15 protein-coding genes are annotated in these 15,258 nt (G+C 76.3%); 6 read left to right on the forward strand and 9 right to left on the reverse strand.

Going from position 1 to position 15,258, the window contains the following annotated elements; genetic code table 11:
- Window positions 1-131: 131 nt before the first annotated feature.
- The 4 genes from ACZ4WZ_RS08765 to ACZ4WZ_RS08780 all read right to left on the reverse strand — a co-directional run bounded on the left by ACZ4WZ_RS08765 (window position 132) and on the right by ACZ4WZ_RS08780 (window position 4,844).
- Window positions 132-572 (reverse strand): SRPBCC family protein, encoded by a 441-nt coding sequence (locus tag ACZ4WZ_RS08765; protein WP_467886959.1) that lies wholly within the window; start codon window positions 570-572, stop codon window positions 132-134.
- A gap of 42 nt (window positions 573-614) precedes the next feature.
- Window positions 615-2,030 (reverse strand): amino acid permease, encoded by a 1,416-nt coding sequence (locus ACZ4WZ_RS08770; RefSeq protein WP_467886962.1) that lies wholly within the window; start codon window positions 2,028-2,030, stop codon window positions 615-617.
- Between the two features lie 75 nt (window positions 2,031-2,105).
- Entirely contained in the window at window positions 2,106-4,226 is a 2,121-nt protein-coding gene (locus tag ACZ4WZ_RS08775) for an alkaline phosphatase family protein (RefSeq protein WP_467887390.1), read from the reverse strand.
- A 213-nt stretch (window positions 4,227-4,439) separates the two neighbouring features.
- On the reverse strand, window positions 4,440-4,844 hold the full coding sequence (locus ACZ4WZ_RS08780; RefSeq protein WP_467886964.1) for a hypothetical protein: 405 nt from the start codon (window positions 4,842-4,844) through the stop codon (window positions 4,440-4,442).
- Between the two features lie 127 nt (window positions 4,845-4,971).
- Here ACZ4WZ_RS08780 and ACZ4WZ_RS08785 point away from each other — a divergent pair, with 127 nt between their 5' ends.
- The 4 genes from ACZ4WZ_RS08785 (at window position 4,972) to ACZ4WZ_RS08800 (ending at window position 7,453) form a co-directional block, all read left to right on the forward strand.
- Entirely contained in the window at window positions 4,972-5,748 is a 777-nt protein-coding gene (locus ACZ4WZ_RS08785) for an MBL fold metallo-hydrolase (RefSeq protein ID WP_467886967.1), read from the forward strand.
- Complete coding sequence (locus ACZ4WZ_RS08790; RefSeq protein WP_467886969.1) at window positions 5,745-6,386, forward strand: DedA family protein; 642 nt, start codon at window positions 5,745-5,747, stop codon at window positions 6,384-6,386. The genes ACZ4WZ_RS08785 and ACZ4WZ_RS08790 overlap by 4 nt, the downstream gene beginning before the upstream one ends.
- Complete coding sequence (locus ACZ4WZ_RS08795; protein WP_388942611.1) at window positions 6,383-6,718, forward strand: MazG-like family protein; 336 nt, start codon at window positions 6,383-6,385, stop codon at window positions 6,716-6,718. The genes ACZ4WZ_RS08790 and ACZ4WZ_RS08795 overlap by 4 nt, the downstream gene beginning before the upstream one ends.
- A gap of 66 nt (window positions 6,719-6,784) precedes the next feature.
- On the forward strand, window positions 6,785-7,453 hold the full coding sequence (locus ACZ4WZ_RS08800) for a helix-turn-helix domain-containing protein (protein WP_467886973.1): 669 nt from the start codon (window positions 6,785-6,787) through the stop codon (window positions 7,451-7,453).
- On the opposite strand, the gene ACZ4WZ_RS08805 is transcribed toward ACZ4WZ_RS08800, so the two are convergent.
- The 3 genes from ACZ4WZ_RS08805 to ACZ4WZ_RS08815 all read right to left on the reverse strand — a co-directional run bounded on the left by ACZ4WZ_RS08805 (window position 7,450) and on the right by ACZ4WZ_RS08815 (window position 10,558).
- Window positions 7,450-8,559, reverse strand: a complete 1,110-nt coding sequence (locus ACZ4WZ_RS08805) for an MBL fold metallo-hydrolase (protein WP_467886975.1) — start codon at window positions 8,557-8,559, stop codon at window positions 7,450-7,452. The two genes, ACZ4WZ_RS08800 and ACZ4WZ_RS08805, sit on opposite strands and share 4 nt — an antisense overlap.
- Before the next feature lie 45 nt (window positions 8,560-8,604).
- Window positions 8,605-9,849: an aminotransferase class I/II-fold pyridoxal phosphate-dependent enzyme gene (locus ACZ4WZ_RS08810; protein ID WP_467887393.1), complete on the reverse strand. Its 1,245-nt coding sequence runs from the start codon at window positions 9,847-9,849 to the stop codon at window positions 8,605-8,607.
- Between the two features lie 136 nt (window positions 9,850-9,985).
- Window positions 9,986-10,558 carry a TIGR03086 family metal-binding protein gene (locus ACZ4WZ_RS08815; RefSeq protein WP_467886978.1) on the reverse strand — a complete coding sequence of 191 codons (573 nt, stop codon included), beginning with the start codon at window positions 10,556-10,558 and terminating at the stop codon, window positions 9,986-9,988.
- A gap of 205 nt (window positions 10,559-10,763) precedes the next feature.
- Here ACZ4WZ_RS08815 and ACZ4WZ_RS08820 point away from each other — a divergent pair, with 205 nt between their 5' ends.
- On the forward strand, window positions 10,764-11,615 hold the full coding sequence (locus tag ACZ4WZ_RS08820; RefSeq protein ID WP_467886981.1) for a methyltransferase domain-containing protein: 852 nt from the start codon (window positions 10,764-10,766) through the stop codon (window positions 11,613-11,615).
- A 74-nt stretch (window positions 11,616-11,689) separates the two neighbouring features.
- Here ACZ4WZ_RS08820 and ACZ4WZ_RS08825 read toward each other — a convergent pair whose 3' ends face one another.
- Window positions 11,690-13,666 carry a DUF5107 domain-containing protein gene (locus ACZ4WZ_RS08825; RefSeq protein ID WP_467886983.1) on the reverse strand — a complete coding sequence of 659 codons (1,977 nt, stop codon included), beginning with the start codon at window positions 13,664-13,666 and terminating at the stop codon, window positions 11,690-11,692.
- Window positions 13,667-13,927: 261 nt separating this feature from the next.
- Window positions 13,928-14,482, reverse strand: coding sequence for a GNAT family N-acetyltransferase (locus ACZ4WZ_RS08830; RefSeq protein WP_467886986.1), 555 nt, complete (start codon window positions 14,480-14,482; stop codon window positions 13,928-13,930).
- Between the two features lie 34 nt (window positions 14,483-14,516).
- On the opposite strand from ACZ4WZ_RS08830, the gene ACZ4WZ_RS08835 reads away from it, so the two are divergent.
- Window positions 14,517-15,230, forward strand: coding sequence for a hypothetical protein (locus tag ACZ4WZ_RS08835; RefSeq protein ID WP_467886989.1), 714 nt, complete (start codon window positions 14,517-14,519; stop codon window positions 15,228-15,230).
- The last annotated feature ends 28 nt before the right edge of the window (window positions 15,231-15,258 follow it).

The raw sequence follows: 15,258 nt of genomic DNA on the forward strand, positions 1-15,258 counted from the left end.
TCCTGGCGTGCCCCCCCCCCCCCCCCCCCCCCCCCCCCCCCCCCCCCACCCACCCCCCCCCCCCCCCCCCCCCCCCCCCCCCCTCCGCGTTTTCCCGGGTGCCGGGGCTGACAGCCGCTGTCAGCCGGCGGTCAGTGCTCGAGCAGGTGCTTGAGCTTCTCCTCGCTGCGGGGCATCTCCTTGCGGGCCCTGGGCTTCACCACGAGGGGGACGAGGCCCCTGCCGAGGCCGTGGCCCTCGAAGTCGACGGAGAGGGTGACGCGCGAGCGGGTCCCGTTGTCGAGGGGCTCGATCCTGCCGCGCACGTCCGGCCTGACCGGGCCGTCGACGCCGTGGACGTGCCAGCTCCTCGGCGGGTCCAGCTCGGTGAACTCCACGGTCGTGGGGATCCTCCGCCTGCCGTACCGCCGGGTGACGGCGACCCTCGAACCGACGTGCACGGGCAGGTCTCCCATGGGGACGGCGGACACGGCGCTGTCCTGCCACTCCGGCAGGTGCGTGGGGTCCGTCACGTACGCGAAGACCTCCTCGGGCCTCCGGTCGATGTCGATGGTCTTGCTGATCGCTGACATGGCGCCCCCTTGGCGCCCCCCTGGCCGGTCTTTCCTCCCAAATTACTCCCCGGCCGAAACGGCCGCGCGCCGCTTGCGGGCCGCCATCAGCGCGTACACGAGGACGCCCGCGAAGAGGAACAGCACGCCCTGGTAGACGGCCGCGTAGCCGGACCCGGCGACCAGCCACATGGAGAAGGCGAAGGCCACGCCGGCGAGGACGGCGTCGCGCACCAGCTGCCCGCGCCGGACCCGTTCCGACTGGCCCGACGCCAGGAAGTAGAGCTGGGCCGCGGTGGAGAGCAGGTACGGGACGGTCGCGGTGAAGGTGGTGACCAGGACCAGGACCTCGAAGACCCGCGCGGAGCCGGCGGTGTAGTTGTAGACGGTGAGGCAGGAGGCCAGGACGACCGTGACCAGCACTCCGACGACCGGGACCCCGCGCTGCTTCTTCTCGAAGACCTTGGGGAAGAGTCCGTCCTTGGCGGCCGCGTACGGGGTCTGCGCGCTGAGCAGGGTCCAGCCGTTGAGCGCGCCGACCATCGAGACCACGGCCGCGCCGGCGACCAGGGTGCCGCCCCAGGTGCCGCCGAAGACGGCGTTGACGGCGTCGGTGAAGGGGGCCTGGGAGGAGACCAGCTTCTCGTGGGCGACCAGCCCGAAGACGGACAGGGTGCCGAGCAGGTACACGACGGCGGCGCCGACGGTGCCGAGGACGGTGGCCCGGCCCACGTTGCGGGCCGGGTCGCGGACCTCGCCGGCGCTGACGGCGGCGGACTCGACGCCGATGTAGCTGAAGAGCAGGATCGCGGCGGAGGCGGAGACGGCCCCGACGGTGCTCTGCCCGGCGGCCTGGAAGGGGCCGAGGTTCGCCGGGTCGAAGAAGAACAGGCCGCCCACGGCCACCAGCAGCAGCGGGACCAGCTTCAGGACGGTCGACACCACCTGGACGGCGCCCACGTAGCGGGTTCCGGCCAGATTGGCGAGGGCGGGCAGCCACTGCACGCCCAGCGCGGCCAGGCACATCGACCACCGGTGCTCGCCCACGGCCGGGAAGAGCACGGCGAGGTAGCCGACGGAGGCCACCGCGAGGGCGGCGTTCGAGACCCAGGCGGTGATCCAGTAGCTGTACGCGGCGAGGAAGCCCGCGAAGTCGCCGAAGGCGGCGCGCACGTACACGTAGGGGCCGCCGGTCCGCGGGTGGCGTTCGGCGAGGCGGCCGAAGACGAGGGCGAGGGCGATCGCGCCGACGGTCAGGACCCCGAAGGCCAGCAGGCTGACGGTGCCGAAGGGGGCGACGGAGGCCGGGAGCAGGAAGATCCCGCCGCCGATGATGTTGCCCATGACCAGGCAGACGGCCACCGGCAGTCCGAAGCGGCGGGTGTGCCGGTCGCCCCGGGGCGCGGCGGCCAGGGGTGTCCGTACGGCGGCCCCGGGGGCGGTGCTGTCCTCGACGGGTGGGGCTGCGGTGCTGGTCATCGGTGGTGCGCCTCTGGGTGTCTCACATGGTGGGCAGGTCAGCACATGGTTGACCACGGCGGAGTGCGCGACAAATCACCGGGTTTCGTCCGGTGCGGGCACCCCTGCGGAAGGAAGGGTTCCATCCGATCCGCCCCCGGGCCGCGAATCCTCCCGGGCGGCCCTCGCGGGGCGGTCGCCACCGGGCTCCCCGCCCTCCCGGCCCTCCCGGCCCTCCCGGCCTGAAGCCGCCGGTACCCGCTGCCCGGGCTCCTCCCCGGGCCGGCCGTCCAACGGGACCTGGGGGCCGTCCGCCTCGCGCAGCCAGCGGCGCAGCACCGCGTGCACGGCCTCGGCGCCCACCAGCTCCGGGCCCGGCTCCGACAGCGCCGTCGGCCACATCAGGAAGGGGCGGGCCTGCTCCCCGCCCAGCCCGCCGTGCGAGCCGATCTGCTCCTCGAAGGCGTGCACGGCACCGGTCGCCGGGTCGTACGCCGAGTTGACCATGATGTCGGCCACGTGCGGGAAGGAGTCCGTCCGGCGCACGGCCCGCGCCGCGCCCGGGCCGAAGGGGGCCAGCAGCTCCTCGGCCTCCCCCGGTACGTCAAGCCGCGCCACCGCCCCGTCCCGGCCGAGCACCTCCCCGTCCACCAGCAGGAAGCCCACGCCGGGGTGGTTGGCCAGGGTGGGCAGCAGCGCGGGGTGCGCCCGCTCGATCCGCGCCCTCGACGCCCGCCCCGGCACGTCGGGGAAGGAGATCAGCCCGAGGTTGCCCGAGGCCAGCACCACCGGTCCGCGGCCGGGTCCCGGGTGGGCCTCCTCCCCCTCCTCCACGGGCCGGTGCAGGGCCGCCAGCACCGCGGCCCGGGCCTCGGCCCCGCTGCGGGTGCGGCCGGCCCGGCGGGAGACGGGCAGCCCGCAGCCCGCCCGGACCAGGTCCTTCAGGCTGAGCCCGTACCGGCCGAGGAAGGTCTCCCCGGGGCTCTGGCCGTGGTCGGACAGCAGCACGATGCGGTACTCGCGCGGGGCGTGCTCGGCGACCCTGGCGATGAGCGCGAGGCTCCGGTCCAGCCGGGCCAGCACCCGGTCGGCGTCCCGGCTGTGCGGGCCCGAGTGGTGCGCGACCTCGTCGTAGGCCACCAGGTCCGCGTAGACGGCGGCACGGCCCGCGAGCATGTCCCCGATCACCGCGGCGACGACCACGTCCCGCTCGACCACCGTCGCGAAGGCCCGGATCAGCGGGTAGAGCCCGCCCCGCGCCACCCGGGGGCGGTCCCCCCGGATCCGTGAGCGCAGCGACTGGCTGATCTCGCGGCCCACCTCGGTGACGAAGGACAGCGCGGTGCGCACGGCGTTGGCCGGGTCGGAGAAGTACGCGAAGTACCCCGCGCGGGAGCGGTGGGCGCGGCCCCGTCGGGCCGCGACGGACAGCACCAGCGCCAGCTGGTCGGCGCCCCCGCCGAACAGGTTGCCCCGGCTGGCGCCGTCCAGGGAGAGCAGCCCGCCGTCACGCGTGCGCGCGACCGCCCGGCGCTGGAGCTCGGCGGCGCTGGTGGGCCGGTTGCAGACCATCACCTCGCCGGTGTCCTTCTCGTACCAGCGGAAGGCCGGCACGTCGAAGTTGGAGCCGTGCAGGATGCCGAGCTGGCTGGCGCCGGTCTGGCTGGACCAGTCCGTGTGCCAGGGCATGACCCGGTGGCTGCGCTCCAGCCAGCCGGCCGCCGCGGGCATCAGCCCCTCGGCCGCCGCCCGGCGCAGCGCCTCGTACCCGACGCCGTCGAGCTGGAGGAAGACCAGCCCGGAGCTGCCGCCGGTGGGCGCCCCGAACCGGCGGCGGCGCCGGTCCGCGAGCCGGTACAGCCGGCGCCGGTAGGCCTCGTCGTCGCGCACCGCGAGCGCGGTGGAGGTGGCCGAGGCCACGGCGGACATCGCGGCGGCCACGACCACCGCCGTCTCGGGTGCGACCGCCGCGCCCCGCCCGGCGGGGATCAGGCTGAGGGCCATCAGCAGCAGCGAGCCGTTGAGGAAGAAGACGAGCAGCCCGAGCACGAGGGCGGGCACCAGCAGCAGGGCCCGTACCAGGACCGGCCACACCAGCGCGCTCAGCACGCCGAAGGCACCGGCGCCCCAGGCAGCGGTCAGACCCGTCCGGGTGACGCTGGCACCGTCGGCGGACTGCAGGCGGAAGTCCGGCAGGATCCCGGCGAGGGCGAGCATGGTGAGGGTCGACGCCGCCCAGACGAGCACCACGCGTACTAGTGCCCGGCCCGCCGGCCGCCAGCGCAACCGCTCCCGCCACACGCCGCACCCGCCTCGCTCCCCGGCCCGCGTCCGGCCCGCGGTCCCCTCGCCAGCGTCGCACAGGGCGGCGGGAGCGACCGGTCGACATGGGTGGCGCACGGGAGTACGGGCCCGGCGGGCGGGCGGCGGTCAGGTGCCGTCGTAGCCGGCGGTCGGCATGGACAGCCGGCGGTGCACCTCGGCCTTCATGGCGGAGGTGTAGGCCGGTTCGTCCAGCCCGGCCGTCTCCAGCCGTACGCCGCGCCGCTCGCACTCGGCGGTGAACTCCTCGACGGAGCGCAGCGCCCGGGCCAGGACCCGGCGGTTGGGGGCGACGAACAGGTCGACCTGCCCGGCGTCCACGTCGCGCCAGAGCCCGCAGTGGTCGGTCCGCAGTCCGTAGAAGAGCAGCTGCCGGGTGACCACGTATCCGTGCTCGGCGGCCCACCGCTCGCACATGGCGTGCTGGCTGCGGGTGTCCACGGTGAAGGGGTCGGCGTCGAGGTCCTCGAGCGGGGCCAGGCTGGCGATAGCGGCCACGCGCAGCGCATCCATGGCGCCCGACCCTACTCCGATCCGGGCCCGGGGAGGAGGGGGCTGCGGGTTCCGCTTCCGCGCGGACGGGCGGGCGGACGGGCGGGGGAGGTCCTAGGCTCGTCCTGTCGAGGGAAGGGGTGCGGGGGTGCCGGTGGAGATCACCTGGTGGGGTCATGCCACGTGCGCGGTGCGCGACTCGGGGGTGCGGGTGCTGACCGATCCGCTGTTCGCGCGGCGTCTGGCACACCTGCGGCGGCGGCGCGGGGCGGTGCCCCCGCCGGAGGCTGCGGAGGCGGACGTGGTGCTGGTGTCGCACCTGCACGCCGACCATCTGCACCTGCCGTCGCTGGCGCTGCTGGCGCCCGGAACCCGGCTGGTGGTGCCGCGCGGGGCGCGCCGGGCGGTGCCGGGGCTGGCGCGGCTGGCGGGGACCCGGGGACTGGTGGTGACGGAGGTGGTCCCGGGCGAGGAGGTCGGCGTACGGGAGGGCGTGCGGGTGCGGGCGGTGAGCGCCCGGCACGACGGGCGGCGGGTGCCGTTCGGGCCGCGGCGGGCGCCCGCGCTGGGGTACGTGGTCGAGGGTTCGGCGCGGACGTACTTCGCCGGGGACACCGGGCTGTTCGCCGCGATGGCCGAGGAGGTCGGTCCGGTGGACGTGGCGCTGCTGCCGGTCGGCGGCTGGGGCCCGTACCTGGGTCCGGGGCACCTGGACGCGGAGCGCGCGGCGAGGGCCGTGGCGGAGCTGGCTCCGGCGGCGGCGGTGCCGGTGCACTACGGGACGTACTGGCCGATCGGCATGGACGCGGTGCGGCCGCACGAGTTCCACGCGCCGGGCGGGGAGTTCGCCCGGCGGGCGGGGGTGCTCGCGCCGAAGGTGGCCGTGCGGGTCCTCGCGCACGGGGAGCGGGTGCGGCTGCCGTGACGCCGTGGCGGGTGGCGGCGGACGTGGTGGGGCGGGTGCCGCCGGAGACGACCCAGCAGGCGGTCGGATACCCGGCGTTGTTCGTGCTGGTGGCGCTTGGGGCGCTGGTGCCGGTGATCCCGACGGGGGCGCTGGTGAGTTCGGCGGTGGTGGTGGCGTTCCATCAGCGGTCGCTCTCCTTCGGCGTGTTGCTCGTCGTCGTGGTGGCCGCGCTGGCCGCCTTCGCGGGCGACGTCGCGCTGTACTGGCTGGGGTCGCGCGGGGTGCGTTCGCGGGGCGGCTCGCGGTGGCTGGAGTCCCTGCGGGGGCGGACCGCGCCGGAGCGGCTGGAGCGTGCGCGGCTGAAGCTGGACGAGCACGGGGTGCTGGTGCTGGTGCTGTCGCGGCTGGTGCCGGCGGGCCGGATCCCGGTGATGCTGGCCTGCCTGCTGGGCGGGCTGCCGCTGCACCGGTTCGCCCGGGGTGACGCGCCCGCCTGCCTGGCGTGGGCCGCGACGTACGGGCTGATCGGGATCCTGGGCGGCTCGCTCTTCTCCGAGCCGTGGAAGGGCGTGGTGCTGGCGGTGGCCCTGACGGTGCTGATCGGCGTGGCTCCGGGGGTGTGGCGGCGGCTGCGGCGGGGCAGGGTCGGGCCGTGAACTCCACCTCCTGGGACACCGTCCGCGCCCTCGCAGACCGCTTCGAGGTGGCCGCGGCCGCTCGCGGGGTGCATCCTCCGCAGAGCCACCTCCTCCAAGTGCTCAAGATCGGGGAGGAGTTCGGCGAGGCCGCGCAGGCGGTGATCGGCGCCACGGGGAGCAACCCGCGCAAGGGGTACTCGCACAGCTGGGACGACGTGCACGACGAGGTGTGCGACGTCATCATCACCGGCATGGTGGCGCTGGCGCGGATGCGGCCCGACGCGGCGGCCTACTTCGGGGACCAGCTGGCCCTGAAGGCGGCCCGTTTCCTGCCCGAGCGCGCCCCCTGAGCCCGCCGGGCCGGCGGCCGCCGGCCCCGTGTTGCCGTTTCCGGGACGGTCGGATGGAATGCCCGCATGGATGCGCGCCCGGATGCCCACACGCACGCCCCCACGCCCGCCCGCCCGGACGGACCGCCGTCCCACCGCGCCGTCCTCGACGAGGTCGGCCCCCGGCTCAGGCGGCTGCGGGACCGGCACGGGCTGACCCTGGCGGCGCTGTCGGAGGAGACCGGCATCTCCAAGAGCACCCTGTCCCGGCTGGAGTCGGGGCAGCGCCGGCCCAGCCTGGAGCTGCTGCTGCCGCTCGCCCGTGCCTACCGGGTGGCCCTGGACGACCTGGTCGGGGCGCCTCCGGTGGGCGACCCCCGGGTACGGATGACGCCCCGCGCGATGCGGGACGGCGGTACGGCGGTGGCGCTGACCCAGGGCCTGGGCCCGCTCCAGGCGTACAAGATGGTCATCCCGGACCGGGGTACCGAGCCGGACCTGCGCACGCACGAGGGCTACGAGTGGCTGTACGTCCTGAACGGCCGCCTGCGTCTGGTCCTGGCCGGGCACGACCTGGTCCTGGGCCCGGGCGAGGCCGCCGAGTGGGACACCCGGACCCCGCACTGGTTCGGCAGCGCCGACGGGCGGCCCGTGGAGATCCTCAGCCTGTTCGGCCAGCAGGGCGAGCGCATGCACGTGGTGGCGAAGCCGAAGCCGAAGCCGAAGCCGAAGCCGAAGCCGAAGCCGGCCGCCTAGAGCGTCCGGGAGGCGCCGATCGGGAGGTCCCAGAGGTCCTCGCGGGGCAGGCCCGCGCGGGTCCAGGCGGCGCGGGTGCGGTGCAGGGGCTCCGTGACGGGCTCCGCCGACAGGACGAAGGTGGCCCAGTGCATCGGGGCCATCCTGCGGGCCCCGAGGTCCAGGCAGGCCCGCACCGCCTCCTCCGGGTCGGCGTGCACGTCGCGCAGCCACCAGCGCGGGGCGTAGGCGCCGATCGGCAGGAGCGCGAGGTCGATGCCGGGGTGGCGGCGGCCGATCTCGCCGAACCAGTGGCCGTAGCCGGTGTCCCCCGCGAAGTACACCGTGCGCCCGGCGGCCGTGTCGGTGAGCACCCAGCCGCCCCACAGGGTGCGGCAGGTGTCCAGCAGGGAGCGCTTGGACCAGTGGTGCGCCGGGACGAACTCGAATCGGACGCCGCCCAGTTCGGCGTACTCCCACCAGTCGAGCTCCGTCACGCTCGTGAAGCCCCGGCGGCGGCACCACCGGGCGAGTCCGGCCGGGACGAAGAGCGCGGTGTCGCGGGGCAGCCGCCGCAGGGTGGGGGCGTCGAGGTGGTCGTAGTGGTTGTGGCTGATCACCACGGCGTCCACGGGCGGCAGTTCCTCCCACGGCACCCCGACGGGTGTCATCCGCGCCGGGGTCCCCAGGATCCGCCGCGACCAGACCGGGTCCGTGAGCACCGTCAGGCCGCCGGTCCGCAGCACCCAGCTGGCGTGCCCGGCCCAGGTCACGGACAGCGTGCCCGGCGGCGCCGCCGGCAGCGGCGCGGGCTCGTACGGCAGGTCGGGGATACCGCTCAGCCCCTCCGCGCCGGGCCGGAACGCGCCCTCCCGGGCCAGCCGGGCGAAGGCGCGCAGCCCGGGCAGCGGGGTGGTGAGCCGGTCCGCGAACGAGCGCGGCCAGAGCCGGTGTTCGCCGAGCGGGCGGGGTGCGGACGGGGCGGCCGGCGGGCTGGGCGGGGTGCCGGAGGGCGCGGCGGGGGCCGGAGGGCGCCGGGGCGGGTGGTCCGGCAGCGCGGGGGCGGCGTCGCCGGGGCCGCCGGCCGGCGGGGCGGTCGTCACGGGGGCGTCCGGCTGGTCCCTCATCGCGAAGTCTCCGTTCGGCGGCGGCCGGCTGGCACGGGCCGCACGTCAGTCGGCCAGTCCGGCGAGCACCGACCCGAGCCGGTCGAGCGCGCCCCGGACCTGTGGCAGCGTCAGCGGATCGCGGGCGCCCAGCGCGGCGAGCCGCTCCTGCGGGGCGGCCCCCAGCAGCGGCCCGGTCGACAGCCGTACGCGCAGGGCGCCCAGTTCGTCGGCGAAGCGCTGCCCGCCGGGTGTCGGCGTGCCCAGCCGGGCGCCGAGCCAGTCCTCCAGTTCCATGGCGTCCCCCACGCCGTGCCGGGCGAGACCCGCACGCAGCGGGGTGAGGTCGGCGTACAGGTGCCGGCCGGCCTGCGGGGGGCGGGCGAGGGCGCCCGCGGCCAGCAGCTCCCGGTGCGCGGCGGCGGCCACCGCGCCGTGCAGGGCGGCCGCCGCGTAGGCCCGCCCGGCGACGGCGTCGGTTTCGTCGAGGGCGTGTGCGGCGGCCACCGCCACGGGGCCCGCCACCAGGGCGCCGGTGGCGGTGAGGACGTCGAGGGTGCGGGCCCTCAGCCAGGTGCCGCTCGGAGTGCCGGGGAAGCGGACCACGGCGGCCGGCCAGCCGGCCGGGAGCAGCGCTCCGGCGAGGTCCACGAGTACGGCCGCCCGGTCCGGGAGCATCTCGGCGGGGCTCAGTACGAGCGTGTCGTGCGGCCGGTGCACGGTGTCGCGCCAGCTCTCGTCACTGACGACGAACAGTCCGGCGGCCTCGGCCGCCTCGCAGGCCTCGCGCAGCATCTCCGGCGGCGGCACGCTCGCGGTCGGGTCGTCGGCCACCGAGAGCAGCAGGACCTGCGGGTCGCCGCCCTCGGCGCGGACCCGCCGTACGGTCTCCAGCAGGGCGTAGGGGTCGGGGACGCCGCCGCATTCCGCCGGGGTGGGCACGTGGTAGGCCCGCCGTCCCAGCAGCCGGACCTGCGGGGTCCACCAGGCGGGACAGGGCCTGGGCAGCAGCACGTCGCCGCCGTACGCGCCGAGCAGCGCCAGCAGCAGGGCGGGCGCGCCGGGGCCGGCGGCCACGTTCTCGGGGGCGGTGGGGAGGCCGCGCCGGGCCCAGTGGCGGCAGGCGGCCTCGCGCAGGGGCTGCCCGCCGCCGGGGGGTTCCGGAGCTGGCCGGTCCGCGGCGGCGGCGAGTACGGAGGTCAGCTCGGGCAGGACCGGGAGTCCCGGCTCGGGGGCGGGCGGACCGTACCGGACGGGGCCGCGCCCCTCCGGGGCCGGGCGGTGCCAGAGCCCGGCGAGCCCTTCCGTCATGCCCTCGGCCATCCCCGACACGTGCCCGCCTTCCGTCTCCGCCACCGATCGACCTGACCTTTATACGATTATTTACACCGATACGCCCGTCAACCGTGTCGTCTTGACCGCTGCGTCCCCGTCGGCCTTGCGCCGCTCAGCCCTTCCTGCCCAGGAGGGCGAGCAGCCGGGTCTGCGCGTCGGCGCCGGGCGGAACCTCCAGCGGCTCCGCGTACATCCCGCTGGCGGCGAGGCCGTCCGCGTACGGCATGACCTCCTTGATGGAGAACTCGACCAGGTCGTCGGGCAGCCGGTCGTCGGCTCCGATGGCCCGCGAGAGGTCCCAGGCGTGCGCGACGCAGTCCGCCGTCAGTTCCGAGCAGTACGCCGACACGCGCGTGGGCCCGTACGAGAGCGTGACCGTCCGCTCCAGCGCACCGGGCGCGGCGAAGGCGGCGTGCCCGGCGGCCGCCGCCCGCTCCCAGGCGGCCGGCGGGTCCTCGCCCAGCAGGTCGCCGGAGAGCTCTTCGGCGACCTGCGCCACCGTGCGCCCTTCGGTGACCAGCGGCGGGATCCAGAGCTGCTCCCCGGTGACGTGGTTGACCAGGTCCCGCACGGTCCACTCGGTGCAGGGGGTGGCCGCGCCCCACTGGGAGGCCGTGACCGCCCGTACCCGCTCACCGAAGAGCCTCAGCGCCGCGGCGTGCCATTCCGGCAACGTCTTCGGCATCGGTCTCACCGTCCTTCACCTCGGGGTGCGCCGCCCCCGGGGCCCACTGTCCTCGCCCCACCTCTGCCCTGCCACCGACCCGGCCAATCCCCTTGTGCCACAGTGATGGTGTCCACATGTCAAAACGGATATCTCAAAGTACGGGCCGGTCCCCTACGGTGATCACCACGCCCCAGCGATCCGCCACGACGACGAGGAGTGAGCCATGAGCACCGCCGCCCACGGCAGGCACGGAGCCCGCGAACCCCGCGAGACGGCCGTGTACACCCACGGCCACCACGAGTCGGTCCTGCGTTCGCACCGCTGGCGCACCGCCGCCAACTCGGCCGCGTACCTGATCGGCGAACTGCGGCCGGGCATGCGCGTGCTGGACGTGGGCTGCGGTCCGGGCACCATCACGGCGGACCTGGCGGAGCTGGTCGCGCCGGGCGGTCACGTCACCGCGGTCGACGCGGCGGCCGGCGTACTGGACGGGGCGAGCGCCCACGCGGCGGAGCGGGGGCTGTCCGGGTCGGTCGACTTCGCCACGGCGGACGTGCACGCGCTGGAGTTCCCCGACGACTCCTTCGACGTGGTCCACGCGCACCAGGTGCTCCAGCACGTCGGCGACCCGGTGCGGGCCCTGCGCGAGATGCGCCGGGTGTGCCGGCCGGGCGGGATCGTGGCGGTGCGGGACGCCGACTACGCGGCGATGGCCTGGTACCCGGCGACCCCCGGCCTGGAGGAGTGGCTGGACCTGTACCGGCGGGTCGCCCGGGCCAACGGCGGCGAACCGGACGCCGGGCGCAGGCTGTTGTCCTGGGCGCGGGCGGCCGGGTTCACCGACGTACGGGCGTCGGCGACGGCCTGGTGCTACGCGACGCCGGAGGAGGCCGCCTGGTGGTCCGCCCTGTGGGCGGACCGCACCACCGCCTCCTCCTACGCGGCCGCCGCCACGGACGGCGGCCACGCCACTCCGGAGGGCCTGGCCGCCGCCGCCGGAGCCTGGCACGCCTGGGGCGCGGCCCCGGACGCGTGGTTCTCGGTCCTGCACGGCGAACTGCTGTGCCGGGCCTGACCGTCTGACCGCCCCGGCCGCCCCGGCCGTCCCAACCGTCCCCACCGCATCGGCCACCCCGGCCGCCCGGCCCGTCATTCTCGCGGCGGGCGCATCCGGAAGTCGTACTCCGGCGGCAGCGGCCGGTCCGTCAGGGCGGCCCACACCTCGGACAGGGTCTCCTCGCCCTCCCGCAGGTCGGCGATCTCGAAGCCCTCCTCGAAGACGCGCCGGGCCGCGCCCACATGGCCCTCGGCCGCCAGCAGCCGGGCGGCGAGCAGCCGGAAGCGGCCCTGCTCGCGCAGCGACGGGCGCAGCCGGTCCCAGACGGCCCGCGCCGCCGCGAGGCGGCCGGCGGCGAGCAGGGCGGTCATGGCCTCCCGGCCCAGCGCGGCCTCGGCGGCCGTCCAGGCCCCACCGCCCCGGCTCTCCCCCGCCAGCCCCTCGAAGGCCGCCGCGTAGCGGTCGGCGGCCCGCTCCGCGTTCCCGGCCAGGGCGTCGGCCGCCGCCAGGCAGCGCAGCAGCGGCCAGCGCGAGGGCGCCTGCGCCAGCCCGCGCTCCCAGCTGCGTACCGCCTGGGCGACGTCGCCGGCGTGCCACTGGGCCACCCCGACGTGGTACTCGGTCAGCGGGTCCGCCGGGGCGGTCTCCAGCATGTCGCGCCAGTGCGGGGCCACGAGGCCGGGGCCGGGCGGGGCGGCCGCGCGGGGCGCCGGGAGGACGCCGGTGCGCCACAGCTCCAGCCAGGGCTGCTGGTCCTCCTCCAGGGTGGACTCCGGGAAGGGGGTGCCGGGCAGGTCGAAGCCCCCGCAGAGCACCTCCAGCGCGCCCCAGCCCGAGCCGTCCGCCAGCCGCTCCCCCGGTTCGGTGTCGGCCTGCCCGCGCCACGCCTTGTACGCCGCGTCCAGGGCCCCGGCCGGCAGGGCGGTGTCGAGCGCCGCGGACGCCGCCCCGCGCGCCGCCGTCCAGTCGGCGCCGTGCACCGCCGAGGGCTCCGCCGACAGCGGCCCGTACGCCTCCAGCCAGCTGACCTCCGCGCCGGCCTCCAGCCGTACGTGCTCCAGCTGGGTCCGTGCCAGCCCGGCCTGGATCTCGGCGTAGCCGCCCGTGCCGGGCTCCGTCAGCCATTCCTGCCAGCGCCGGCCGCCCGGTCCCGCACCCCACACGAACAGCTTGCGGCCGCGCAGCCGCCCGGTGGAGGCCTGCACCAGGCCGTGCCCGTCGGCGTCGAGGGAGGCGATCCAGGGGCGGTCCGCGTCCTCGGCCAGGACCTCGTAGAAGAAGTCGGCGGGGTAGGTGCTGTTCAGCGGGTACGTACGGTCGGCGTCCTGCCAGTGCGGCACGGGGACGCGGCGCAGCGTGCGCTCGTAGCCGAAGTGCCAGGCCTCTTCGGCGGGGGCCAGGACGCGGGTGCCGGCGTCCTCGGGGACGGCGATGTTGGACCACCAGTAGAGGGGGGCGGGCCGTTCGTGCGGATTGCGCACGCGGACGCCCACGTACAGGAAGTCCGAGTCCGCCGGCAGCCACAGGTCCACCTGGAAGGGCAGGTCGCGCAGCCGCTCCCACTCCCACAGCCGCACCATCACGCCCCCGTCGGGCGCCGGTACGAGCGCGGCGTGCAGCGGGGCGCAGGACAGTGCGGTGTGTCCGGTGGCGCCGATGTTCCATTCGACGCCGCCGGAGTACCAGGCTCCGTTGAGCGCGAAGTGGGCCGGCTGGAACACCGGGTTGCGGTAGAGGAGTTCGCGCCCGGTGGGGAGGTGGACGAGGGAGTGGATCCGGCCGCCGAGGCCGGGCAGGACGGTCACCCGCAGCCGCCCGTTCTCGATGACGACCGCCTCGAACTCCCGCTCCTCGCGCCGCCGTCCGTATCCGTCGCGGAGCCGGACGGGCAGCAGGGAGCGCAGCGGTTCGTAACCGATCTGCCGCGCCATGTCGCGCGGCAGGCCGTGGCGCGAACGCTCGTCCAGTTCGTGCACCCCGTCGGGGGCGCGCAGCGCGGGGAGCGGGTTGTCGGGGCCCAAGGGGGCGGCGGGGAGGGTCAGCTGGGCACGTCGGACTGTGGTGGCCATGGGGGAATGGAACACTCGGGTGCGGCCCCGTGCACAGGGGTTCCGCACATCACCACCGGTCAGGATTACGCAAAGGCCGCGCGGCCGGGTACCCGGGGAGGGCGGAGCCCGCCCGGAGCGGGAACGGGCCCGAGGGCGGGCGGGGGCGGGCGGCCCGGCGGATCGCGGGCGCGGCGCAGCCCCACCCCGCCGGCTCAGCCCTCACCCCGCCGGCTCAGCCCTCACCCCGCCGGCGCGACCGCGACCCCTCCGGCGGCGCCCTCACCCCGGCGGCGCCGTCAGGGCCCAGCGTTCGTGGTCGCGCCAGGCGCCGTCGACGTACAGGAACTCCGGGGAGAGGCCCTCCAGGCGGAAGCCCCGGCCCCGGACCAGGGCGATGGACGCGTCGTTGCCCGGCTGGATGTTCGCCTCCAGGCGGTGCAGGCCGAGACCCGCCCCCGGCTCGGCGAAGGCGTGCGCCAGCAGCAGGTCGAAGCCCTCGCCGAACAGTCCGCGCCCCGCGGCGTGCGCGAAGGCCCCGTAGCCGAGCGCCCCGCACTGGAAGGCGCCGCGGACGATGTTGTTGACGTTGACGAAGCCGGCGGCGGCCCCGGTGGCGAGCTCGCAGACGAGGAACCCGGCCCGGCTCCCGTCGCCGCCGGTCAGCCGGGCCGCGTAGGGACCGTACTCCTCGGGGGTCTGCGGCGGGAACAGCCAGGGCCGGTGCAGAGCGCGGCTCTCCCGGACACGGGCCGTGAACTCGGGGCCGTCGGCGGGCGACAGGGGCCGCAGGCCGACCCGCCGGCCCGTGCGGACGTACTCGGTGGAATAAGGCATCGCCCCAGGCTAAGCACTGTGACAGCATCCCGGAGTGACGATCATCCCGAGCACCGGCGGGCTGCTGCGCGCGGCCGCCCGCAACAACGCCGAGTGGTGCGCGGCCGTTTCCCGCACCGGCCACTTCCGCGACTCCCACTGGTGCAGCCCGAGGCGTACCCCGCCGCTGTACCCCGACGCAGTCACCCTCGCCCCGGACGCCACGGCCGCCGATGTGGCCGCCGGGATCGACACGGCTGCCCCCGGCTGCTCGGTGAAGGACAGCTTCGCCGCGCTCGACCTGGCCCCGGCCGGCTTCGAGGTGCTGTTCGAGGCGCAGTGGATCCACCGCCCGGCGGGGGCCGCCGTTCCCGAGGCGGCGCGGGCCGGCCGGCTGGAGTGGGACGAGGTGGCGAGCCCCGCGGAGCTGGCGGCCTGGGAGACCGCCTGGGACGGCGAGGGGAGCACGGGCCTCTTCCACGAAGGGCTGCTGCGGGAGGGGATCGTCTTCCTCGCGGGCCGTGACGGGGCCCGGATCATCGCCGGGGCCGTCGTCAGCACCGGCGGCGGGGTCGTCGGCGTCTCCAACGTGTTCGCCCACGACGACGCGGACGCCGACGCCGTCCGGGCGGCCGCCCTCGACGCGGCCGGCCGCCACTGGCCGGAGCTGCCGGTCGTGGGCTACGAACACGGCGAGGACCTCGACACGGCCGTACGCGCCGGGTTCGCCCCGCTCGGCCCGCTGCGGGTGTGGCTGCACACCGCATAGGCGTATCCGTTCGCCTCTCGTATACGCT

It is taken from the genome of Streptomyces sp. NPDC029122 (genome assembly GCF_055569445.1).